16 protein-coding genes are annotated in these 24,122 nt (G+C 41.7%); 12 read left to right on the top strand and 4 right to left on the bottom strand.

Translation table 11 applies throughout. From position 1 onward, the window contains the following. Positions 1-649: 649 nt before the first annotated feature. From mblB to EIZ48_RS18730, 3 genes are read left to right on the top strand one after another with little or no spacing between them, the layout of a single operon-like run. Positions 650-1,792 carry an anti-phage 6A-MBL system MBL-fold protein gene (gene mblB / locus EIZ48_RS18720; protein WP_192928638.1) on the top strand — a complete coding sequence of 381 codons (1,143 nt, stop codon included), beginning with the start codon at positions 650-652 and terminating at the stop codon, positions 1,790-1,792. A gap of 5 nt (positions 1,793-1,797) precedes the next feature. Then, positions 1,798-4,017 (top strand): anti-phage 6A-MBL system cap2_3 protein, encoded by a 2,220-nt coding sequence (cap2-3, locus tag EIZ48_RS18725; RefSeq protein WP_160654616.1) that lies wholly within the window; start codon positions 1,798-1,800, stop codon positions 4,015-4,017. Between the two features lies 1 nt (position 4,018). Then, a complete protein-coding gene (locus EIZ48_RS18730) occupies positions 4,019-5,200 on the top strand; it encodes a patatin-like phospholipase family protein (protein WP_160654618.1) in 1,182 nt (393 codons plus the stop codon). Positions 5,201-5,615: 415 nt separating this feature from the next. On the opposite strand, the gene EIZ48_RS18735 is transcribed toward EIZ48_RS18730, so the two are convergent. Beyond that, positions 5,616-5,921 (bottom strand): helix-turn-helix domain-containing protein, encoded by a 306-nt coding sequence (locus EIZ48_RS18735; RefSeq protein WP_160654620.1) that lies wholly within the window; start codon positions 5,919-5,921, stop codon positions 5,616-5,618. Positions 5,922-6,034: 113 nt separating this feature from the next. Here EIZ48_RS18735 and EIZ48_RS18740 point away from each other — a divergent pair, with 113 nt between their 5' ends. The 6 genes from EIZ48_RS18740 (at position 6,035) to EIZ48_RS18765 (ending at position 14,162) form a co-directional block, all read left to right on the top strand. Beyond that, the gene (locus tag EIZ48_RS18740) at positions 6,035-6,577 is read left to right on the top strand and encodes a VspR family transcription factor (RefSeq protein WP_240153020.1); all 543 of its coding nucleotides are present in this window, start codon (positions 6,035-6,037) and stop codon (positions 6,575-6,577) included. Next, positions 6,571-7,962 carry a DEAD/DEAH box helicase gene (locus tag EIZ48_RS18745; RefSeq protein WP_160654624.1) on the top strand — a complete coding sequence of 464 codons (1,392 nt, stop codon included), beginning with the start codon at positions 6,571-6,573 and terminating at the stop codon, positions 7,960-7,962. The genes EIZ48_RS18740 and EIZ48_RS18745 overlap by 7 nt, the downstream gene beginning before the upstream one ends. Positions 7,963-8,156: 194 nt before the next feature. After that, complete coding sequence (locus EIZ48_RS18750; protein WP_160654627.1) at positions 8,157-8,555, top strand: MbcA/ParS/Xre antitoxin family protein; 399 nt, start codon at positions 8,157-8,159, stop codon at positions 8,553-8,555. A 164-nt stretch (positions 8,556-8,719) separates the two neighbouring features. Beyond that, positions 8,720-9,913 (top strand): hypothetical protein, encoded by a 1,194-nt coding sequence (locus EIZ48_RS18755; protein WP_160654630.1) that lies wholly within the window; start codon positions 8,720-8,722, stop codon positions 9,911-9,913. A gap of 783 nt (positions 9,914-10,696) precedes the next feature. Continuing rightward, positions 10,697-12,463 carry a hypothetical protein gene (locus EIZ48_RS18760; RefSeq protein WP_160654633.1) on the top strand — a complete coding sequence of 589 codons (1,767 nt, stop codon included), beginning with the start codon at positions 10,697-10,699 and terminating at the stop codon, positions 12,461-12,463. 586 nt (positions 12,464-13,049) lie between these two features. Beyond that, on the top strand, positions 13,050-14,162 hold the full coding sequence (locus tag EIZ48_RS18765) for an NADH:flavin oxidoreductase (protein WP_160654636.1): 1,113 nt from the start codon (positions 13,050-13,052) through the stop codon (positions 14,160-14,162). Between the two features lie 133 nt (positions 14,163-14,295). Here the strand turns inward: EIZ48_RS18765 and EIZ48_RS18770 are convergent, their stop codons facing one another. The 3 genes from EIZ48_RS18770 to EIZ48_RS18780 form a co-directional block, all read right to left on the bottom strand. Further along, the gene (locus EIZ48_RS18770; RefSeq protein WP_160654639.1) at positions 14,296-17,994 is read right to left on the bottom strand and encodes a YobI family P-loop NTPase; all 3,699 of its coding nucleotides are present in this window, start codon (positions 17,992-17,994) and stop codon (positions 14,296-14,298) included. Positions 17,995-18,424: 430 nt separating this feature from the next. After that, on the bottom strand, positions 18,425-19,276 hold the full coding sequence (locus tag EIZ48_RS18775; RefSeq protein ID WP_160654642.1) for a hypothetical protein: 852 nt from the start codon (positions 19,274-19,276) through the stop codon (positions 18,425-18,427). A gap of 268 nt (positions 19,277-19,544) precedes the next feature. Beyond that, the gene (locus EIZ48_RS18780; RefSeq protein ID WP_160654645.1) at positions 19,545-20,594 is read right to left on the bottom strand and encodes a hypothetical protein; all 1,050 of its coding nucleotides are present in this window, start codon (positions 20,592-20,594) and stop codon (positions 19,545-19,547) included. A gap of 574 nt (positions 20,595-21,168) precedes the next feature. Between EIZ48_RS18780 and EIZ48_RS18785 the strand changes: the two genes are divergently transcribed. Genes EIZ48_RS18785 through EIZ48_RS18795 form a run of 3 tightly spaced genes read left to right on the top strand, consistent with a single transcriptional unit; the run spans position 21,169 to position 24,122 of the window. Beyond that, positions 21,169-22,248: a ComEC/Rec2 family competence protein gene (locus tag EIZ48_RS18785; protein ID WP_160654648.1), complete on the top strand. Its 1,080-nt coding sequence runs from the start codon at positions 21,169-21,171 to the stop codon at positions 22,246-22,248. Further along, the gene (locus EIZ48_RS18790) at positions 22,241-23,572 is read left to right on the top strand and encodes an ABC-three component system protein (RefSeq protein WP_160654651.1); all 1,332 of its coding nucleotides are present in this window, start codon (positions 22,241-22,243) and stop codon (positions 23,570-23,572) included. Before EIZ48_RS18785 ends, EIZ48_RS18790 begins: the two co-directional genes overlap by 8 nt. After that, complete coding sequence (locus EIZ48_RS18795) at positions 23,562-24,122, top strand: ABC-three component system middle component 1 (protein WP_160654654.1); 561 nt, start codon at positions 23,562-23,564, stop codon at positions 24,120-24,122. The genes EIZ48_RS18790 and EIZ48_RS18795 overlap by 11 nt, the downstream gene beginning before the upstream one ends.

A 24,122-nucleotide genomic window follows, 5' to 3' on the forward strand; every position in this document is an offset into this window, starting at 1 on the left:
CCAAATTACTTTCTGTTCTGTAGTGTAGAAAACAACGTGCGATGCAAACAGGGGGCAAAAACGAACAGCTTGTTTGAAAAATTTGAATGACTATCAAGTAGGAGAAGCAGAGGGGGGGGGGAAATATGAAAGACCATCAATGATTAAGTATAGTTTTATATCGTTAGTATGGATAAAGCCTGTCAGTTTCATTGTATCAATGTGACTAGAGCTGACAGGTTGCTCTAACATGCTTCTGCCCTATTGTCTGATAGTGCTAAAGCTCATTCTCAGTCTGTTAATGCTGATTAGCGATACATTTTCTAATCTCTGCTCCCCTAGCGAGACACAACAAAAGGTCTGCCTATGGCTGACCTTTTATTGTGGTACATAGAACGGGTGTTATGTTCTATGGGGCATCATATTTTTCAAATTCACATTAGGGGCGGTGATAGAGAATGATCAAATTCTACTTTCACCGACACCAGGTGATTTTCATATCACATTGTTTTAAATCTAATTGATCTAAATCAATAATGTGTGTGTGAGGAACATCTAACGCATTTAGTGTCGATATGTGGTGTTGCAAGGTTGACTGAGGCACAATATAGTGTGTTTCTATTGGTTTCATAGCGGCAAGTGGCTTAGTGTTTGGTATTATGGAGTGGTGATGCATCAGATTAACTTTTACCCGGTAGGCAACGGCGATACATGTCAAATAATCTTGGACTCTGACAAGCGGATCCTTTTGGACTTTCGCCATCACGGTAACGGCGTAAAGGATGACTCCCCCGAGATTGACCTTAAAAATACGTTAAAAAACGAGCTGAAGGAGGCTAAGCGGAATAGTTTCGATGTTGTTGCATTTACTCATGCGGACGAGGATCACATCCAGGGTAGTACTGAATTTTTCGAACTCCTGCACGAAAAGCAATACCAGGGAGAAGGGCGAGTTAAAATCAATGAGTTATGGGTGCCAGCTGCAATGCTACTGGAGCGTACTGACAAGGATAAGCAAAAAGAAGAGTTTGTAATATTGCGCCAGGAAGCCAGGCATCGACTGAAGGAAAAGAAGGGAATCAAGGTTTTCTCAAAACCAGACGAGTTAACTAAATTAATAGAAAGCTGGGACATGTCCGTGGATGATGTAGCGCACTGCATTGTTGATGCGGGAACGCTTGTAGACACCTTCTCTTTAAAGGATGACGGTATAGAGTTTTTCGTTCATTCGCCATTTATCGCTCATCTCGACCAAGACGGCAAACAAATAAAAACCGTAAGAAACAAAGCCTCGCTAATTTTTAATATCCGCTTCCAACAAGGTCAAGAGCTATACGATTTCCTAGCCATTGGGGATTCAGAGTGGGAGGTATTGGAAGAAATTGTCGAAATTACCCAGTATCACCGTAACGACGACCGTCTGCGCTGGGATCTGCTAAATATACCTCACCACTGCAGCTACCTGGCGCTGTCAGACACAAAAGGTGATAACGAGACCGCTCCCAAGCCGAAAGTTGAAGAATTGCTTCTGCAAGGACAGCGGGATGCTTACATGATTTGCTCCAGTAATGCGTTTGGGCACGGAAAGGAGGCACTTGATCGAATACAGCCGCCACATCTACAGTCCCGTCACTGTTATGAAAAATACCTGAAGAAAGTTGGAGGTAGGCGCTTTATTGTAACCATGGAGGAGCCCAACTCCAAAGCGCCTGAACCAGTTACAATAGAGATAACACACTTCGGCCTGAGCCTGAAAAAAGCAGCAAGTGCTGCGTTGGCAGCTGCAGTAGCCTCGCCGGCACGGGCAGGTTAACTACTATGACTGCGTTCTATTCATTAGAGGGCAAGCGGGTTAAAGAACACGAAATGGGGCCCGGCTCCGTTTCGTTAATTCATGCCATCAATAAATCCGCATCTTGGGAACTGGTAGAGTTAATTAAACTCGGTGATGATAAGGCGATAGAATACGTCATAGCAGATATAACTTGTGACGAGGTTCCATCCCGCAATAAAGTAGGGATCCAATACAGTGAACGGATCGGGTTTAAGGTTACAGATCAGATCGTCCCGACCACGTATGCGCTGAGACAGAAATTTCCTATTCTGATTCACCAAAATGCCACGCCACCTGACTCACCAAGAGATCTGTGCCTGTACCTTGAACCGACGGATGTTGTCGAAAGTACGTGGACTGCGGAAAAGCACCTTAAACGTGTTAGCTGGTGGCTGATGCAGGCATCCAGAGGTGAACTGCATCCACAAGACCAGGCGCTCGAACCCTTATTCTTTCCAACACTAAGTTCAATAGTACTGCCTCCGGATTTCCAGCTAGAGTGCAATGCAGGACGCAAAATTTTTATTACTGCCTTTGAGCCGAACAGAGATACCGAAGTCCCCTGTGGCACTTATGTGGCACACTGGCAATCATGCAGGGGCACTAAGGTTAAGCTCAACACGATTGACATACGGCTGCCGCCGGCCACACACGGGATCGTCAATTATATGCCGTACACTTTCCGTGAGTTGGCTCTTTTTTGTGAAAAGAGAACTGATGCAAATCTTACGTCACTGGTTCGAGAGAAACTATCTGAATTAAAAGGTGATAGCCACCAAATGCACTGTCCAACCTGCATTATCTTGCGGTTTCCCATCCGTAGGGATGACAGTGCCAAGCCGGAGAAAAACCAGTTGATGGCTGTGCTTACACGCAGTGGAATCAGCGATCTGCTCAAACTATTTGAAGTATCTCTAAATGGTTTGCCCAATGTCAGCGCCTTGGCCGGTAACCTACGCCCTATGACAACATGTGACATTGAACTCCCGCTAGAGCCTGTTGAGTGCCTAATAAGACCGGACGAGCGGACCCGTCGAGCACAGTCAGGCATCCAAGAAGCGGGGGGCAATGGCCTGATTATCGGTGCCGGTGCGTTAGGTGGTGCTCTTGTAGATTTTTGGGCAAGGTGTGGCTGGGGGAAGTGGGTAGTTGTCGATGATGACTACTTTAGGCCGCACAATTTTACACGACATGTCGCACTTGACGTGCATGTTGGTCAATCGAAATCACAGGCTATGGCACAAATTGGGAATATCCATGCGGGTCATCTCTCAATGTTTAGTCACCTGCACCTCAATGCAACAGAATTTGCTGATCAAGACTTAAAAGGTGCGTACCGGACAGCAGATCTCGTTGTCGATGCTACAGCCTCAATTGCTTATCCTCGAAAGGTAAGTGGTCAGCGTCATGCACCTCGTCATCTCTCGGTATTTTTTACACCGGACGGCAGAGATGCGGTTATGTTAACCGAAGATAAACAGCGCCATATTCGTCTAAATGCCCTTGAAGCCCAGTACTACAGGTCAGTGATTAACGAAGATTGGGGCCGTGGGCACCTGGATACGCCAAAGTCGTTCCGTTCAGGTACTGGATGCAGGGATATTTCTGTGACGATGTCTCATTTCAGGGTGATGTCGCATGCTTCGTTGCTTGCCGAACACATTATGATGCAAGCAAAGGGAAATGAAGCTTCGATTTCTGTGTGGGTGAACGAACTTACATCTGGGAACAGAGTGAGGCAGTCAGTGCCTGTTTATAAAACAAAATCGTATGAAAGTGTACTGTCAGATTTTCGTGTAGTTTGGGACGAAGGGACTGAAAAAAAACTTCACGCATTGAGAACCAAACATTTACCAATGGAGACGGGCGGGATCATTGTTGGTTATCATGATCTCCCCACCAGGCATGTTTTTATCGTCGATGTATTGCCAGCCCCTTCGGATAGCCAACATCATAATACTTGGTTCAAGCGCGGGACAGAGGGTGTGGCTGAGATCGTGGAAGAAATTCAGCGACGAACCGCAGGGAATGTATCCTATCTTGGCGAGTGGCACAGCCATCCCCGGGGGAGTTCGTCGGAACTAAGTGGGCTGGATTCGATCCAGCTTGACCAAATTGCCTCAAGGCTAGCTGAAGATGGCTTACCCGCTTATTCCATGATTGTTAGCGATCGCAATATAAAAGTTTTTGAAAGGAGGCTTTAGGGTGACTGATAAGTTAAAAAAAGGGCTAGCCCTTTCTGGTGGTGGCTATCGTGCCACACTATTTTCTCTGGGGACATTGTGGCGATTTAACGAAGAGGGATTACTCACGTCATTAGATACCATTACCAGTGTATCAGGCGGGGCGATTGCCGCAGGATTTCTGCTCTACCAGTGGGACAAACTAAACTTCGAGGTGGTAGATGAAAAATTGGGCCGGCATAGGGCAACCAACTTTAAAGAAGTAGTCGCGGATCCCTTGCTAAAGTTTTGTCAACGCACCATTGACGTCCCGGCCATGGCTTTGGGCACCGTGAACCCCTCATCCACGGCGGGGAATGAACTAGCCAAATTTTACGATAAGCACTTGTTTAAAAATGTTAGATTACGAGATCTACCCCATAACCCAATGGCCCCGGAGTTTGTTTTTTACGGCACCAACTATGACACGGGAGTGAGTGTGCGTATTTCAAAAGACTATGTACGTGACTATCACCTGGGCAAGGCCACAGGGCATGACCTAAATTTGTCGCAAGCTGTGTGTATTTCCAGTTCATTTCCGCCATTTATGGCTCCGGTGAAGCTTTCTGGTGAGTCATGGGATTGGGGTGAGCCAATTTACAAAAAGCTCGATGATGAAATTATTGCCCGGTTGCGCAAGAAGCTGGTGCTCTGTGATGGCGGCCTATATGACAACATGGGTATCGAGATGCTCTGGAAGCATGGAGAAAACAAGGAATATGACGTTGTATTCAGTTGTGATGCAGGAGCTCCTTTCGAGATCCCACATCCAGAAGGTGCTGGTATTCTTGGCAAACTAAAAAAGTTGGTGAGCTGGCGCACTTGGTGGCATTCACAGTTTGGACGCATGACCGAGGTTATGATCGACCAACAACGTTCGCTCAGAAAGCGTACACTCATGCGGAACTATCTATCTGGCGAGTACAAAGGGGCGTACTGGAGCATTGAGACGGATTTAAGCGACTACAAGTGGATAGAGCCAATTATCACACAAAAGCAGCGGGGAGAATACGACAAGCTCAAGGAACTTGCAACCCGGCTAAGCGGATTCGGGGATGACAAACACCATCGCCTGATAAACTGGGGCTATTGTCAGGCTGATAGCGGGCTACGAGCATGGTATGAGAGGGATATGGCTGTAGGAACGCTTCCATTTCAGCTGTAGCGGTCATTGCCACAGCGAAAGGTTATCCCGAAGGGAATCGTGGCCACTGTGGTCGGAATAATTACCCCCGCTCAAGTCGCGAACAATTCAGAATAAAATTAATCCAATGATATGATATGGAGGTTCGCATTTCCAACCTCCAATCATTAAGTAATATCGTGATATGAGCAACGCTTGCAATGAAAGAGTCTATTTACATGGTCGACTATAGTGTCGGCCACATATGATGTGGATTAGTTTGGATTCAATCTGTCAGATCTGTAGCTACGATGTAATCAGTTCTGACAGATTGCTCTAAGTCGGCTCTGTCCAGCGACGTGTTAGCGTGGGCACGGGCCATGTTTCATACTCATTCTTACTAAGCTTTAGCTTCAATCAGGATAGTGGCAACTATCCTGATTGAAGGGTAACTATCTTACTTTCTTGCCAATTCGAAAAGTAACCGCTTCTTTTCTTCTTCACTCATTTTTTCAATCACACAAGCTAACTCTGCACTGAGTTGATCTTCGCAAAAAAAGTAGTTCAGTGGTACACCTAACTCTTCTGCCATGCGTTTCAGCGTGCTGATATCCGGTACATGACGGCCTTTTTCGTAGTGGTTCATACGTCCGCTAGCTGAGCTTGGTTCCATGCCTATTTTCACCCCTAAATCTTTCTGGGTGATTTTGGCTTTTTTACGCGCAGCTTTGAGCCTCTCTGGGATGGGGTTGGTGTTTTGCACTTAGACATTTCTAATCAACCTATAGATAACTTAGATTGTCTAAGTTTTACGGATTTTTGTATACTTAGCAATCCTAAGTTTTTGTGTTGGTGAAGTTGCCCATGGTTGCGAAGATGAAAATAAATCGCTTTATGTATAACCTATTGATTGAAAGGAAAGTGGATGGCTTTTCAGTAACAGAAGCGCGGGATGCGATACTTTCTTACGACAATGGTTCTGAAGATATCAATGAAGCAAGGAAGATGATTTATCGTCAGATTCTTTCATTCTTGGGTAAAGGCTGGTTGCGAGATACAGGAGAAGGACGTAACAGACGATATTGGGTTACCGATACCTTTAAGCAACTATCCGTCGAGCCTAGAAGTGATGGTAAAGGGGCTGGTCTAAAAGTGGAAACAGAACTTAAGCCAGCAACCAAAGAGACCATGGGGATTGACCAGTTATTTAGGGAGAAGAGCCAATATGAAGGAGAGCTATCCATTACGCTTGGTGAAGTGGAAGAGCTTCGGTCTTTGATTGAACGCTTCCCTGAAAAATCGCATGAATGGACACCTCTTCTTACTGAAGCGAAAGAGCGCTCGGCAACCTTGTTAGGTAGAATAAATGCGCTGGGTAAGGTGTTACAGCATGATGCAAAGGTTGCGAGCAAATGTTAAGGCGCTGGCAGCAGACCTGCGTTGAGGAGGCTGAGTATAAATATAACTCGGGAGGCTCACACTTCTTCTGTCAGGCAACACCAGGGGCAGGAAAAACAGTCTTTGCAGCGACTATAGCAAAACGTTTGTTAGATCAAAATCAGGTTGATCTGGTGCTTTGCTTCGCTCCATCCCGCATGGTTTGTGAGGCCATCCGGCATACCTTTTCCATAATCACTGGGAATGACTTTAGTGGTGGGTTCGGAGCCATTGGAGGTGTATATACCTACCAAACGTTGAGCTTTAAAAACGATGACTTTTGGCAACGCTTCCAGCGTTATCGTGTGTTTGTTGTCTTTGATGAAATCCATCATTGTGCGGCTGATGAGCATGGACGTTCAAACGTTTGGGGACAGCAGATTGTGGCGAACATTCAGAAATTGGCAACGTACTCCTTGGCACTATCTGGTACACCATGGCGTACCGATGCAGCGCCTATCGCTATGGCTGAGTACACCAACTTAGAAGGTGAACTCATTTGTGATTACCAATACGGTTTGCAACAAGCTGTTGATGATTCAGTGTGCCGTCGCCCTCGTATTGTGTTGGCAGACAGCGAGTACCTGTCAGTGAAAGAGGGAAGCAGTCAACGTTCTTTTTCATCGATTAAATCTCTACTATCAGACTCTACGGCAAGCTATCAATCAGTCATTCATAGTCCAAGAGCGATAGATTATTTGCTCACTGAAAGCTGTAAAAAATTGGCGGAGATACGCAAATCTATACCAAATGCAGGGGGATTAGTCGTTGCGGCCTCTGTAAGTCATGCGAAACAGATTAAGAAAGCATTAGCTGAGAAGCACGGTCAAAGTGTGGTGATAGTAACCTATCATCATGACAAGCCTTTACAGACTATTGAACAGTTCAAAAGTGCTAATACGCAATGGATAGTCAGTGTTGGGATGATTAGTGAGGGAACAGATATCCCGAGGTTACAAGTATGCTGTCATATGAGTGCAGTTAAAACAGAATTGTACTTTCGTCAGGTATTGGGTCGGATACTCAGGGTGAATGGGAGTGCTAATCAGGAAGCTTGGCTTTATACATTTGCCGAAGAAAACCTTGTCTCTTTCGCTGAACGAATTGAGCAAGATATCCCAGAGACCTGTCTTCACATTAGACCGCCTTCTGAAGAGGAACAAGAACACGAACCAACTTGTGAACGTGAAAATAAATCGCACCAAATTACATGTGGATTAGCTGAAGAGCGACTGTTAAATCTTGAGTGGTTGCCTAGGGAAAAAGCCTCTAACAGCCACACGGGAGGGGATTTAAACGATTTAGCCGAGCTTAAGATTGGGAGGTTTCGTCAGCGGGTGATAGAGGCGTTTTGTTGTGGACCATAGAACATGTTAAGACCGATTTCACCAAATTATGCTGTCTGTTAGACTCTTGAACGAGTGAATGACGATACACATAAGGCGACACCTGTGGCTCAGCATTGAATGTGAGGTTCATATTTTGGGTGGGGCAATTACCTCTACTAGAATTATGTTTAATTTTTAGCGCTTACATAGAAGGTGATATTTGGTGGAATACTATGAAAACAGAAAAGACGACAATTAACAGGGTGGCAACGTCTTCAACTGGATTTAAAGCCGCCGATAATATCTTGCATAACTGGGGATGTACGGCATCACAGACTCAGGATATCTTAAAAATACCAAATTCCACTTACTTTAAATACCGTGCAGATCCTCAGTCAGCATCCCTGACAGATGACCAACTGGAGCGGATAAGCTACATCCTGAGTATGCATTCTGCACTAAGGGTCGTGTTTGATAACCAGGACAACGTTCGTGATTTTATGTCGATGAAAAACCATAACCCTTACTTTGAAGGAAGAACCCCGCTTGAGGTAATTAGTTCCGGCCGTTTTGGGGATCTCTACGAAGTCTTCACCCGCATTGATGCACTACGAAGCGGCCAATGGGAGTGATGGGCTTTGAGTTATTTACAAATAGGAACTAAAGGCTACCGGTTGTTAGTAACTAGTAAAAATTTGCCGATTAAAGTGTCGCCATAATCATTTGTGGTGAGTGACAATCAATCCCAACATGCTATTTTGTATGGATATACAGTGGTAAATAAGGCGGGTTTGTAGTGGGGCTGGATATAGCTGAAAAGATGCTGGTGCAGACGAAGTGGCTGGCTATGCTGGTAACAGATGGCTATGAATATGAGCTGGATGTTTGTACGCCTCGTATAAAATCGCTTATTAAACAAATTGATGAGTTACTTGTGGGGCTAGAGCTAACACAAAGGAATCATCTCCACTATCTGGAGCCCCGCTGGCTGTCACTTTCCCGCGAAGAGAACTATTTGCAGCTGGTAGAGGCGTTTAATCAGTATGCTGACACCCATAACGGCATGTTCAGACACTGGAAGCCAGAATTGTTTCCAGAGCATGCACTTGTCAGTGTGATCCTTGCTAGGAACACCATTAATCCCTTTATTCATATCACATTTGATCAGCTTGAGTTGACCTTGGATTTAGACAGGGGCGTGCTGTATATCAGGATGCTTGATGCACTGCCTGCTGTACAGCGGAATGCTATCCTGGAGGGAATATTGGCGAGTGTCGTCAAGGTGTTGAAATCACCGATTGCACCAGAGTCGGTTCCGGAGCATGCTAGATATCGGACAATAATACTTGAGGACTTGCCGGAACGGCTTGCCAAAGAGGTCCATACGTTGTGGCAAGAGACTAGCGCCGAGGAGCGAGAGGCCTTTGGGGCGCCGGCGGAACCTGTTACCAGATTGTTGATGTCGCTGCGCGACTACCTATCGGCATGTCGGGATATTTACTTAAGCCTGGACTTTGACTGCCGGGGACTGGACTTGAAAGCTTGCTATCGGCGGTTTGCCGATGGCCGGGATGGTGGCATGCTGTCGTTGCCAGACGATGATCCAGAGGCGTTTCGCCACTTTGTTCTAGGTGACCAGCACTTGGGACAGCACCCCTTCGAAATCAAGTACGGTGTCAATTGCAAGTCAAATGGCTTGCACCTGACACCGCTATGGGAAAATGGGCAAGTGTCGCTGAAGTTGTATGCGTCACTAACAGGTCACTCCGAGCTGATGCTCGTAAAGGCGTATGCAGCCAATAAGTCAAAATGGCCACTGGTCGTGAAACAGAATAATTTTGAGGAAATCATTTCCGGCCGGGCATCAGTTGGAATTTGGCCCCAAACACATATAGCGGGTTTGATTTCTCCGGCTACGACTTATTTCAGCTTTTCTGAGACCTCTCCAGTGAGCTTTATATACAAAGACCAGCTTGAAGCCACTGGCTAATCGTCACCCCACTTCAGGATTTTATATTCACTTTACGCTTCGGGCATTTTTGAGGCTTTTTTTTACTTGGCTTTACGAGTTCTATTTGTATTTAAGTTGTTGATTTTGCTTGGTACGCATTGATGCGTACTGACGCGTACTTGGGGCAAATAGGGATATGATTACTTGGAGATTGTTGCTATTTTTAAAGGGATTAGACGCCTGTTACAGAATTTGTACTAACTAGGTTGAATCCCAAGTAAGATCCGATGGAATCCTAAGTAAAGTCCGGTGGATTCAACTTATGGTTGATTACGCTTGGTTTCCTCAAGCACTCACTGAGCTCCTCGTTAGATCTAGGTCTAAAACGAGCTTCTGCCCCTTTTCGTGTTGGAGAGCAATTCCACTAGTTGTACCTACCTCTCGGTTTGCAATAGTTTTGCTAATGACAGGCGCAATCGCAGCACCAATATGAAAATCGGTCGCAGTGTCAATCGTGGTGTGGCTAGGAGTTCAGGTTAAGGTAATCATATTGATGGAGATTGGTTCGATAGCTTATTCAATGATGACAGACGGTGATTGCGTGGGTCGAGTTCATCAACCCAGACGCACATAATGCTCCACTAGGTTCTAAGTAGCTAGTATGCCCTGCTCGTTTTTCACATAAACACACTCTTGCATACCCAGAACCTTTGAGCGGATGCGTATAAATATAACCTACTGACAATATAGATTTTTTTATGGTTTAATATGACGAATAACATTAACCGTATAAAAGCAGTTTCAATGACGATAGGTTTGTAGATGCATAAGCTAGATTTAACAAAAATGTTGAAATGGGAAACGGTTATATATCTCTCTCACGCTTTGTTTTTGTCAGTGATAATCAGTACAGGTGGGGTCATACAAGAGCTAATTGATGGCCTCCTTTTTGGTGTGCAAGCTAACCTAATTGACTCGATTTATGAAGGAGGTATCGCGTTAAATGAATACCACTTGTTTGATTGGGCCACATCTCCGCATCTCTTAACGCTAATTCTTCCATGCTACTTTGTTGTGTTAATGTCGTTAAAGCCTGATAGTGCAACAAGGAAAAACCTGACATTGATGGGTGGTTTGTATGTGTTGCTTTGCGTGTCAGATACGTTAATTAACTTATTTTATAAAGATGTTGATTTCGTCCCTCTATCGACGCACTATATTTATAATTTTTTTGGTGCATTAGCAATATTTTTATTTTATAAATTTATAGTGCTAGCTAATCGCAAACTACTTCTCAAAATTGATGCTGATAGCAAAGCACTGTTTAAGCTTATTGAACCAGCGATTATGGCAGCAGTATCGGTATTATACCTGACTCTACTATTCGTAACTCAATCCTCTACGATGGCTGTCTCACCTTCCCACATAAACATTACCATTGAGCCTCCGTTAGATTTTTTTTACTCGACTAAAAACAATAGCGACTCTGATAAACACAGAGGCTTTGATATTCCCATCGGGAAAAGTAGAATCAACGAGCTTGACTGGAAGTTGTTTAGTACAGACATGTCTGTCGATTATCTAATTGACAGTTCGGTAAGCACTGCACTTGAAGTAAGAGTTTTGAATGGGTGCGGTATAAATCCAACCATAAGTGAAATTGAGGAATACTTAGCTCTAACGCCTGCGATTACCATACCGAACATATCTAATACGTTATTGGAGTTTGATGACGGTCAAGTAGATATAAAGTTGCTTAGTGATGGTTTTGTAAATGAAGGTATATCTTTAGACAGTAGCAGCATAAAACAAGCATCCATTACGCTAGAAGACGATGAAGAAAAGTACCGTATTTCAAGATTTATAGCCTACGATGAAACTATTTCTCATAACTCATGGGAAGGAACTACCACCTACATCTTTTTCTTATCAGATTTTTTACAAGACAAAGAAAAACCTATGCGAACAGCAAGGATAGCTAGTAAAGAGTTTAATGCGAAATTCAATTTTTCTTTTGTAAATTTCAACTTAGATAAGCCTATTGACAACAGTTGTACAAGCCTTCCAATAAGCAAGAATGATAACTATGAAATAGAAGCACCGATTGGTGGATTGGCCCTAACTTTCATAAGTGATAACAATCGAACCCCCTTAATCTTTCGACAGGGTAAGCACAGCTCATCAATAGAAGGTGTCAGCGGTTGGGTATTCAAAGAGCATGTTGATGAAAAGCAACTTAAACGTACCATCGATAATGGCTTGTTAAGCTTTATTGCTGGAAGTGCCAAGATAACATCATTAAACGTAGACGGTAAACCTTACAGCGTACACGACAGACACAGCATAGCAATCCAGAAAGGTGAGATTGGTGCTTCGCATACAGATAATGGGACTATTCGGCTAGTGGGTAGTGCTGGGGTATTTTTCCTAGACAACAAGAGAGTTAACCAAAGCCGCTGGGAAAAGCTTGGAACTGAATACCAACTCGCGATATTAACAATAATTTTCTCAACTATTGCCTTTTGTGTAAATCAGTTCGTTAAGCACACACAAAACAATCAAACTAATACGAAAGAACAATCGAAGTGATTATTGAAGTGTATTAGTTTAGTTCAGATCTGACACTTTAGTTTGATATGAAGAGAGTTAACCACTTTGATTAAAGGTGTTTCATAGACTGGACTTTAAGCAGGAAAAATAATGGGGTTAGGTTTTTCCTTTTGTATGGCGAAGTTTTCTAAACTTAAAGTAATCCATTGATTACTAATTTAGTAAGGTCACTGACTCACTTTTGTCCAGAGGCGTGTCAGCATGATCGTCGCTGGCAATGATCGTCGCTGGCACGTTTGTGTCCCACAATGTGTCAGTAGGTTTTCCTTATACACAAGGTTTTCCTTATACACTTTTGCCCTACGACATTCTGGCGGTGTGAGTCTTCCAGAACCCTCCTGAGCAACAGGAATCACGCTTTTAAAACTGATTTTTACATGATGTATATGACACTCCCTTAATCCAGATTAAGGATTGTCATCTATATTGCCGGTAATATTTGCCATTGCTGATCGCACATAGCAAAAATGGACAAAATAGAACAGCCATTCGTAAGTACGGCTGTTTTTTTTTGTCCTTTATAAGGCTGATGAATAATACAAAACGATTTTTAAGAGGATTGGACTTGAGTACTTTGTTTGCAGAAACCCGTATTGGCAACATGACATTAAAAAACCGCTTTATTCGAAGCGCTACGTGGGAAAATATGGCGACAGACGAGGGCCATATGACGGATAAGTTATACGCCATCTACGAAGAACTCGCTAAAGGGGAAGTCGGTCTAATTGTAACGGGCTATGCAAATATTGTAGAAGAAGAGAAGCCAAATGCTGGCATGATGGGAATGTACAATGATTCCTTTATCGGTGAATACAAAACGCTCACCGAGTTGGTACACAGCAATGATTCTAAAATAGTCATGCAGCTAGCCTACGGTGGCACAAAAACCACTCACAATGTGGGTGAAAGGGTGATCTATGCGCCGAGTGAAGTGTGTGAAAAAGGCACACAAACATTAGGCAAAGCGATGACCAAGGATGAAATAGATTACATCGTTCAGGCATTTGCTCAAGCAAGTCGAAGAGCCCAAGAATCAGGGTTTGATGGGGTCGAAATACACGCGGCACATAGCTATTTAATCAATCAGTTCTTAAGCCCTTATTACAATCGAAGAGAAGATCAATATGGCGGCAGCCTAGATAATCGAATGAGATTGTTATTAGAGATCTATGCTGAAATAAGAAAACTTGTCGGTGATGAGTATCCGATATTAGTTAAATTGACGGCATCTGAGTTTTTTGAGGATGGCTTGACCTTTGATGAAACACGCATTGTTTGTAAGAAATTAGAAGCGATTGGCGTGGATGCAATCATCATCTCAGGCAATATCCATGGTAAGGCTAATACCGTGATTGGCGAGCATTTTGATGGATATACCATTCAACAAGAAGGCTATTTCCATGAATATGGGCATGTTATTAGTGAAGAGGTGAATGTTCCCGTTATTACCGTCGGCGGATTAACGGATATTGATGCGATAGAAGAGATTGCGAATAAAACCAATATTCAATACTTTGCTCTCTCAAGACCTTTGTTGTCTGAACCGCATTTAATTAAGCGCTGGAAAGAAGGCAACAGAGCGCCAGTTGATTGTGAAAGGTGCTCAAAATGTCGCACAAGACGTGGCAATTTCTGTGTTGTTAATAAGGAAAGAAAATCGCAATTAGCTAGCTTATAAAATAAGCAGCAATATATCTCTGTCCCGTACCGAGTCAGCAAATCATTGCTGACTCATTCTTGCCCCTTTTCTAGTTTCACTCTGCTTTACGTTGCGGAGTGCAAACGAAGGTTTGAGTTAATTTAGCTACTATTTAGAGTATTTGACTCTTGAAATGATTGAGCCTGATTTCACTGCCCGTAATGCGTACAGAAGATATTAATTCACGGTGAACACACGCGATCATTAAGGCGTAATTTACTTCACTAAATTGAATCGTTGTCGATTTAAGTGGCCAGTCATCGCCTAGTGAACTATCAGCCCATGTCAGAATTTTTTCTTGATGATGTGAGATTTGACTTATCACAAGGTTGAGCTTATCTCCATGACTGAGTGATTTCATGGCAAGCATTTCCTGTAACTTGTTTTCGTGTATCAACGTGGTTGCTTCTAAGCCAATGTCTTGAAGATGGTGTAGAGTAATATCATTTTTTCGAATTAAACCGTCGAGCGGTGTTACTTGATTGATAGTCACGCGGTAGGCTGGTAACCAGTACTTTGAATCAATGTCTTCGTTAATACATTCTTGGTAATTTGTTGCTACCACTAACTGATATGGCAGTTCAAGCATAGGCAGCAAAAAAGCGACATCTTGTTTATCTAAAGATAGATCATCGCATGCTGAGGGCTTAGAAAGAAAATAAGCAGAGTTGTACTTGATAAATTGATAAGAAATATTTAAGTGATCGTGCTCCTGCAGTTGATTAAATAAGTGAACAGAAGGGGCGATACGTTTGGCTTGAATAAGCATTTCCATTTTGGCTTCAGAAAGCGAAAGAAACTCTTCATCAGTATAAGAAACTTCCAACATAGTGACGTAATGAATGTAAGCACCTAGATCTATTAGCGTTGTATTAATAAAATCAAACACATTGTCTTGGAACTCCACTGGACAAGGTACAGACTTTTCAAGTGTTTCACGAACCGTCGCAGAGACCAGATAGTCTGATAGCCACTGCTCAGATACCATCTGGCCTTCCGACAGCATTGAATCAACAATCAAAGTGTGAATGTTATGCCAATTGATGACAACGCGACTAGAAGTTATGACTTGTAACCATACGTCTTTGGGCACTAGTTCCAGTGAAACAACGTTGAAATCCAGCGAACTTATAAGTTCAACTTTGGTTTCCTCGCTTATGTTTGCATTAAGCAATTCCACACACTCAGAATCTGGTATTAATTTAATGTCTTGGGAAAGGTACAGCGTTATTTTTGCAGCTAGATCGTTGTGGAAAAACTTATTGAACAAAGGGGTATCAGGTAGATGTTCATACGATATGGGCAAGGTTACAGCGCGATCCATTACCGCCGCGCACACAACTGGCAGCGTCTTGACATTTAAACTGACTATTTCGTGCTCTACAGCAAGCAGCAATAAAGAACGTAAGGAGGGAATATCCTCCAATGAGGATAATTGAATTCCGACTTTATACAAAGAGTTTAGCACTGGACTTGGGTCGCTAAATTGACTAACTGCTTCAATAACCATAGGCTCTAAATCAAATGCCTGCAGCAAGGTCGCATTGTCAGTTGTTGATTTACTTTCCAATTCGCGTACGTTAAGTAATTCACAGTAGAGTTCGAGTAATTCCAGTTTCGTTAATTCTCCGGGGCGGTTGGCAACATCGGTAATTACTGATGTCCAAAGTAGTTCCCTCCACTGGGGTAACACGCTTTTCATAAGATATAATCGCTCGCCACATTGCTCATGTTCTTGCAACTGCCTACGAATTATTTGGGCTAATAATTGACCACTGTAAGCGGACTCCAGAAGATAAGCCAGTAACCCATAATTTAACGCCGCAGGTGAATTTGCATCATTATCAGAAAGATAACTTACGATCTCCGCGTAGTCGGTAGCAACAAATGTCACATCAAATGGGCGTCGTTCTCGCAACGCTTGAATAAAGGCATAGTCGCGTTGAGTCAACTTACCTTCTAGGACGTGATTGAGGTACAAACCATAATGCTCATCAATCAACCCATCACGCAAGAACATCTCCAGCACAGGCATGGTATCAGGCACCCAATTGGCATCTGGAGCGCTGTCCATTGCCTCATGGAGTGGCCACGTAACCGATTTCGCTTCGCTGATGGCGGTTCGCAAGTTAGCCAGCTTAGCGCTGCGATCATGAGCCTGTTTTCGATGACGGTCTTCAATCGCTTGGCGACGCAGCTCTACAACTTTAGGATCCAATTCAGAGATTGCAAATTCACTTGCTTGAAGACGTGTTGCATATGAGTTCTTGTCATTATTGAGTGCATGAATAAGAATATTACCTCTTTGGTTCTGAAGACCTACAAGCATATCTATTGAATACAATGCAATAGATTCATTTTGTATTAGGTTTACGTTATTCAAGTTCCGCCTACTAATAAGAGCTCTTATCAGAGCGCCACGCAACACCCAGGCATACTCCTCTTCATCAAGCAGGAGTTCTTCATTGGAAGCTTTGTCTCTTGCCATCAATGTGCGATAAGACGCTTCCAACTCTGTAACCCGTTCGGTTCGGATGCGTTCCTTTTCCGCAATTGCCTTATCAATCGCGCTTACTTGATTAGTGTAGAGTTTGGCAAAGTCATCACTGTAAAAGTTCTTATAGATAATAAAAGCCAATAAGCGTTGTAAAGTCTTAGGATCTGTTGCCAACACGTGTCTATAAAAGTGAAACTCATTAACGATATTACGCAGGACACGCATATCGGGTACTGTAATTGCGACTTTCTTCAACAACGGAGCTAACGACGTTTGCAGGATGGGATCTGTAAACAGTGTTCGAAAGCGTTCATAGGCGTTGAAAGGTGACATAACAGGTACTAAGGGAACAATAGCGTCAAAAAATTTTGTGCGATCACTGCCTTTGAATACATCATCACGAATGGCATAAACAAACCTGACAGGGTGATGGATTTGATCGCATCGATTAATTAACCCATTCAGTTCTTTTAGGCTTTCAAAGACTCCTGGGCAGTCAAAACGGTCTAAATCTTCAATAACCAATACATCGCATTTCGTGGCAACAAAAAAACGCAATAATTCTTCGAGGTACAGACTAAATGACGTCGCACATTCTGACATTGGTTGCAGGTCTATATCACCATCTTTGGGGTTAATACGTGTAATACGATGACGAAGCAGATACCGACAGACGTCAGCTCCTACACAGACAGGCACCGCGGCCATAAAGACAGTAAGCAGTACATCAATGTTTAATAGCGAAGACGCCGAAAATACCGAAATCAACCATTGAAGCATCGCCGATTTTCCAACAATAATTGCCAACACAGCCACGCAAATCCAGGCTACCACTACAAATGATTGGAAATATGCTGATATACCTTGAAAATGTTTAAATATGGGGAAACTGAATCGCGATCCCCTGTGTTCAAGGTCACTACGTTGGTAGAGTACTTGTTTTGCAATAGCATGCTCAAGATTTTCGGTAGTGGCATTGTCTGATGGCAAATAGGTTCCCAACGAAACCAAGACTGTGTTGAGGTGAGGGCGTTCGCGAAAATAGGAGTGCAGAAGTGTTGATTTTCCACTACCGTAGGGGCCAGTAAGGGCCAGTTCACGAACTTTTGACGCACAATTATCAAGAAAGAAATCGAACTGTTCAAAGTAATGCTGATATTCTTCTGGTTTATCTTTGATCGTTGGCGTTAAACATAGCCTTTCATCGTCATATTCTTCTACAGGGGTTATGAGTCGGTCTAAGAAGTGAATTAAGCTTCGCAAGCCATATATTAGCTTGTTAATTACTGTCGTTTGGAAAGTCGCTAGTTCCATTCAGAGTGCCGCCAACCTAAAGATACACAACTGTCTAATATATCATACGGTTGATATTAAGGCGGAGAAATTCGGTACACCATCAATCTAGTTACTTCTACTTAAACTTCCCCATTATCGAAGACTTTGTTACAGGACAAGCAATACAAAAATTAATCTGAACAGGTGAAATTAAAGCTGATACTCTAACGCGAATTTGTCCAGGGGCGAGTTACAGCTGAAGCGCGTAACTCGCCTTTGCCCCAAAGTGAGTTGCGAACCTCCAACAATCATGTCAATTGCGTCTCCTTTGAGCCAGCATTTTTTTAATGCTAGTGGTGTGCTTAAAGATAATTTGAACTCGAAGTACCTTTTACGCTGTGTTTTGAGACAACGTTCCAAGTAAGACACTTAACACAAGATTAGACAACTGATTCCTTGTACTTATATTTCAAGGCTGCATACTTTGGTATTTGTGCATAATTTCATCATAAATCGCTTTGCACTCCCTAAAATCAGAAGTTATACCTGTAAAAGCATCGAAATATTTGGTGAAGTTCATTTTTGAGATAGGTTCATAAATATTGTACTTTATTGTCTCTGCTACATCAGAGCCGACTACTAGTGTTGCTGTAACCGTTATAGTGATAGTTGTTCTTGTGTCGACAATGAACTGTTTAACAGCATTTTCCATATTCAACATCTGTCCATTGCATTGGACGCTTCCAACCACAAGGTTACCACTTGTTTGTGCTTTTTTTTCAGATAGCATCGAAAAGGCAATTAAGTGACACCAATTCCATTTGTTTTCGTGAGGTCCAGTCACAATTAAATCACTACATTCAATTAAGGTATTAATGTGAGCATTGGCAGAGATGCCCATCACGTCATTTTGGCTTTTCGTTCTCTTCCGACTTCCTGGGATATTGTATTTTTCTATATCTTTAAATGATATTTTATGACTGTTTTTCTTGTATGTTGGTCCCAAAGCAAAGCCTCCATCTAGAAAACTTCGGGCCTCACTGCTTACTTTTAAGACGTCTAGCGGCGGCTTTTCCGCATGATAAATTACTGTACCATCGCTTGATTCATATTTTGAAGGATAGAGTGGGAAGTTCCGAAGGAAAATGCAAAATGGAACGTTAAATATTTTGCTTTCTGAGATTGATATTTCTAGTTCATCATAGTCTATGTTGCCGTACACAGACGTCACCTTGGCCGTTTTTGCATCATAAACGATGCCTAATGTTGAGTCGTAATTATAATCCTTCCATGGACGAAAATTTATAAAATTTAATCCCATTGTCTCGTTTCTCTTGTTGTATTTAATAAGCGTAGCATACCAAATAATAAGCTTAATAGAAGCGAGCTAATACATTAGGAAATGTAGTAGATTAGTAAAATAGAACGGTAGTTTGTGGTAATTTTAATCTCATAGTTTAAAAAATCGTAACCCACATTTGCACAGAGGCGTGCCTAGTGAATCGTGCTGGCACACCTTTGCCGCATAATTATTTCGAGTTAGGTTCCATTCATACGATGAATTCATCCGATTGGTATACCTTCAATATTCAGACTTTAGCGTCGCAGAACTTAAATGCTTCATCTGCTATCGAAAGACACTCTGAACACTCAGTGTAAGTCGGTTTATAGCCGTCATGAACGACGTCGTTTCTTAGATTCTTGAACCCAAGCAACTGATTCACTAAGCCATCAACTTCTTTATTAAACAAGTTCGGCAAAGCTTCTGTTATCACGTCATGAATGCGCCGATACTTTTTGATTTTGTAACCTTTAGCCCTGTAGACGTTTAGTAAGTTGTATAAAGCTAACTCAAGCGCAATGAAAGACTCCAATACAGCTGCGCTGTGGTTCTCTTGTTCATTCGCCATTTCATAAGCCCGCATCAGAGTTACACGCCAACTGGGAAAGTCACCAGTCGTAAGGTAATGGGCAATGTGACCAGTGCTTTTTTCACGATTGAAGTTAGGCAATTCATGATCTGCTAAGTTCGGAGGTTGCAAAGAAGTGAAGCGTCGTGCATCAGGCTCCCAATCATCGAACAGTTCTCGGATTCGTTGATCAGTGTCTTTCGCCAAGTGTTGTTCGTTGTACTTCTTAAACCCGGTAACAATATAGGGCTTAAAGCCTGCCATAAAGTCCACTTCCTTAATTGATGTGTCTAGCGTGGCGTAGCGGTATACCCTGATAAAGTGATTCAAAGCATTCAAAGCTTTACGCTCCAAAGCATCGGAAAGATCATCAGCTTCAACAGCAATACGAACAAGTGTTGTGATACTGGAGCTACTGAACTGTGTGTGTCCTTTACCGTCAGTATCCATCAACAAACTAACATCAATTGAACCATCAGCCCGATTAACAGCGTTGCAAATCTGGTTGTCACCTGTCTGTCGTGATGCTTCAAAGTCGTACTTGTAGCTAATTGAATTATCATGAGCAACCGTGATTATCCTGTCGTTCACAGATAAGGTATTGACGGAGCTCATCGGTTTACCAATGCCTACAACGAACCGATCTCCTTCAAAATCGAAAGGGGCTTCACCGGGCAAAACTCGAATATTGCCCGGATAAAAAAACTGAAATAGTGCACAACCTCTCAATTAAGCCTCCTACTGATCCAATTTACACGTATTGAGTGCAAACTCTGTATTACTGTTCATCATATATCGTGCAAAAACAATTGATTAAAAACAATCAAATTCTGATTGTTTTTAGAACAAGAGAAGTATTTTGACTGGTTCATTAGCTTTTGTTGCTGAAAGCCCCAACCAATGATCTGAACTGTACAAGCGATGTTAGACATGCCGTTAAGTGACTTTGCTATAGCTGAAGTAATTCATCATTTACTAAATTAGCAAAACCACTGACACAATTTTGTCCAGGGGCGAGTTACAGCTGAAGCGCGTAACTCGCCTTTGCCCCATTTCTTCTTTCAGGCGATTAACCACTCGCTTCACCAAAGTGTCATTTGGCTTACTTTTTGTAATACCAGTAACCTGTTTACGTAGATGGGGTAACATCAAATCACCAGTTCTTATAGAAATGAGCCAGTGTTTAGATAGTGATCTTACATAAATCTAAAAACATAAGGTTTACAATACCTGCTCACCCTATTCCACTTGTATCATTGTGATTGGTATAATATTCCTCGTCTATACCAAGTAAGGTCCTTCAATGATTTCGGTTCGAGTATTAAAAGCAAAAAACGGTGATTGCATCCTGCTATCTTGGGTTCATGATGGAACTAAGCGAAACATTCTTGTTGATGGTGGTAAGTCCTCTGTATACAAAACAGTCGCACAGAAAGGCGAGCTTTATAAAGCACTCAAGAAACTTAGAGACAACGGTGAGCGTGTAGATAGGCTGATCCTAACTCATGTTGATGATGATCATATTGGCGGACTTATCAAAGGGTTTGAAACTGGAGAGTTGCTTACCGATTTGTGTGACAGTATATGGTTTAACTCAGGAAGGCTGATTAAGCGAGATTTTAACGCCGAAAGTATTCCGAGTAATGAACTAGATCTTGAGAGAAAGAACCGCAAGGATGGGGAAACAAGTGTAAAGCAAGGAGTCACGTTAGAAGAGCGTATAACAGAACTCGGTATATGGGACGAGGAATTGATTGTTTCTGGACATTCAATTGAGTTTTATGGTGCGAAAATTACGGTGTTGTCTCCCACATTAGAAAAGCTGTCAAAGTTACTACATAAGTGGGAAAAAGAAGCTCCTAGAAGTGTGACATCAGCGTCTGCAAAAGATTATAAAGCAGGTATTGATGAGTTGACTAAAGATGATGTTTTTGAGGGAGATACATCTATTCATAACGGAAGTTCAATAGCTTTTATCTTTGAATATATGTCGAAAAACATTTTGCTTCTAGGAGATGCACATGACGATGTTATCTGTGATTCTTTGTCAGAGATGGTCAGTAGCAAAGGGAATGAAGGCTCTGATGAAAAAATGCTAAAAATTGACTGTGTTAAACTTTCGCATCATGGAAGCAAATATAATACAAGCTATGACTTTTTGCGCCTGATTGAGTGTAAGAACTTCATAATATCTACAGATGGTAGCTTACATGGCTTACCGAATAAATTAACACTAGCAAGAATAATTAACACAATAGATAAGCCCAGCTTGATATTTAATTACCCACAACTTATCAAGAAAATCTTTACTAAAGAAGAGCTGGAAACACTAGCAGGCTCAGGCGTTGTAATTAAAAGTTGTGAAGATCACTTAAATGTATGAATTAGCACTACAAGCAATTAAGAATTCCACTGTAAAGGTTATGGAAGGAAGTGGCGTAATAATCTGCCCATTCACTGATGAATACTCCTATATTTTTACTGCAAAACATGTGATTACTGAGATAGAAATTGAGGATATTCATATTGAAAGTGTGAATGGTCTTGATATCAGAGTCTTAGATAAACTAGAACATAATGATATTGATCTTGCCATTCTAAAGATATCTAAGGTAGCTGAAGGTGTACACTTTTATGAGAGCAATTACGAAAACTTCAGTCAGAATTTGAAGCTTTATGGATATCCGGAGCAAAATAGACATCAAGAAAAAGTCATAGATCAATTAGGCTCATACAACTGCGAGCTTCATGATATAGGCGATGAGAAATACATTTTTTTGCTAGATGGTGTTGCGCCAATTGATGATGTCGAAGGTTTTTCGGGAGGTGGTATCTTCTCGATTGATCGAGAAACAGGGAGCTTTAGTATTTTGGCTGTTGAGATTGGTATGAGAACCCCTGAGTCTTCAAACAGTCAAGTAGATGCTATAAAGATTGATAGATACATCGAAATCCTCAATAAAAATAACTGGCAATTAGTGATACCAAGTTATCTTCGAAACTTCGAAATGTATAGAAATATAATTTTCGAAGATGTTGATTTAGAGAATGATGGAAGCTTAAATGGAATTAAAGGGTGTTTACGTACCATATTAGAAGAATATGGGGTAACTAACTCGTTGACGATTAATCCAAACTCAATTTTAGAAAAGTTCGAGAATAAGATATTAACGTATGAACAAAAGAAGAATGATTTGTACAATAGATGCTTATGGAGAGGTTTCTTAGAATTCTTGTCGATATACCTATCTCTAAACCCGCCGTTAGACTCTGATTCTTGCAATGAAAATTATTTGGATGAGTTGTTTGTAAAATTTAGATTTGTCTTTGACCATAAGAAAGTTAATTTCAAAAAACTATTTAGGACATATATTTTAGAAACTGACTTTGGTCCGCTAAATGAATTGTCAAAAATACTAATCTTCTCGCCACGAAACGCTAGTGTAGGAAACCCTATATTAGACAAAAAAGTCTCTAATATGACGTTAACTGACATATCTAGTTCAATTGGTAGTCAGAAGCATAGGATAGAAGTTGTAAACCGGAACCGTAACATAAGAAATGACATATTACATTGGCCATCAGTCAATGACAAATGCTTGTCCGATAATGAAGATGATTATAGTCGTTACACCGTATTTGATAGCGAACAAGTGAAAGAGAGTTTAAACAATAGTTATGGGGAGTTTTTAGCTGATGAAGAATGATATATCTTTCGAAGAAAATCATAGTTTTTCGGATCTAGTACCAGATTATGATATAAGAAAATTTGTATTGTCTTGTAATATGACTAAGTCAGCTATAGTAAATGCATTTTGTTTAGTGTTCGAAAAAGAAAGTGATTTAAAAGAGCAGTGGGAAGATATCGCAGATGTTTTAAATTATGAATACCTAAGTACTAATGAAACCACCGAGTTTGAAAGGTGGAACAATTACTTGATATTTGTAATTACAGGTGAAGCATCCCTAGAAACAAAATATGAAATTGAGAATGATAAATTTTACATGCGTAAACTAGTTATAGAGCTTTCAACTGAAAGTGAAGAGATGTTAAAGGAAAAAACTATAGCATTTTTAAATAATAGGTTGCTTCTTCGAAACTTTGATTTGTCGAACAATAGTTTTAATAATGATAAATGGAAAGAATCATTGGGAGAATATTCAAAGTCAATTACTAGCGAGAACATTACATTTGGTCGAGATAGAATTTCAAAAGATGCTAGGGTTGATTGGATAAATAGAATGTTAGGTCAATAA

It is taken from the genome of Photobacterium alginatilyticum, assembly GCF_009910675.1.
Lineage (GTDB): Bacteria > Pseudomonadota > Gammaproteobacteria > Enterobacterales > Vibrionaceae > Photobacterium > Photobacterium alginatilyticum.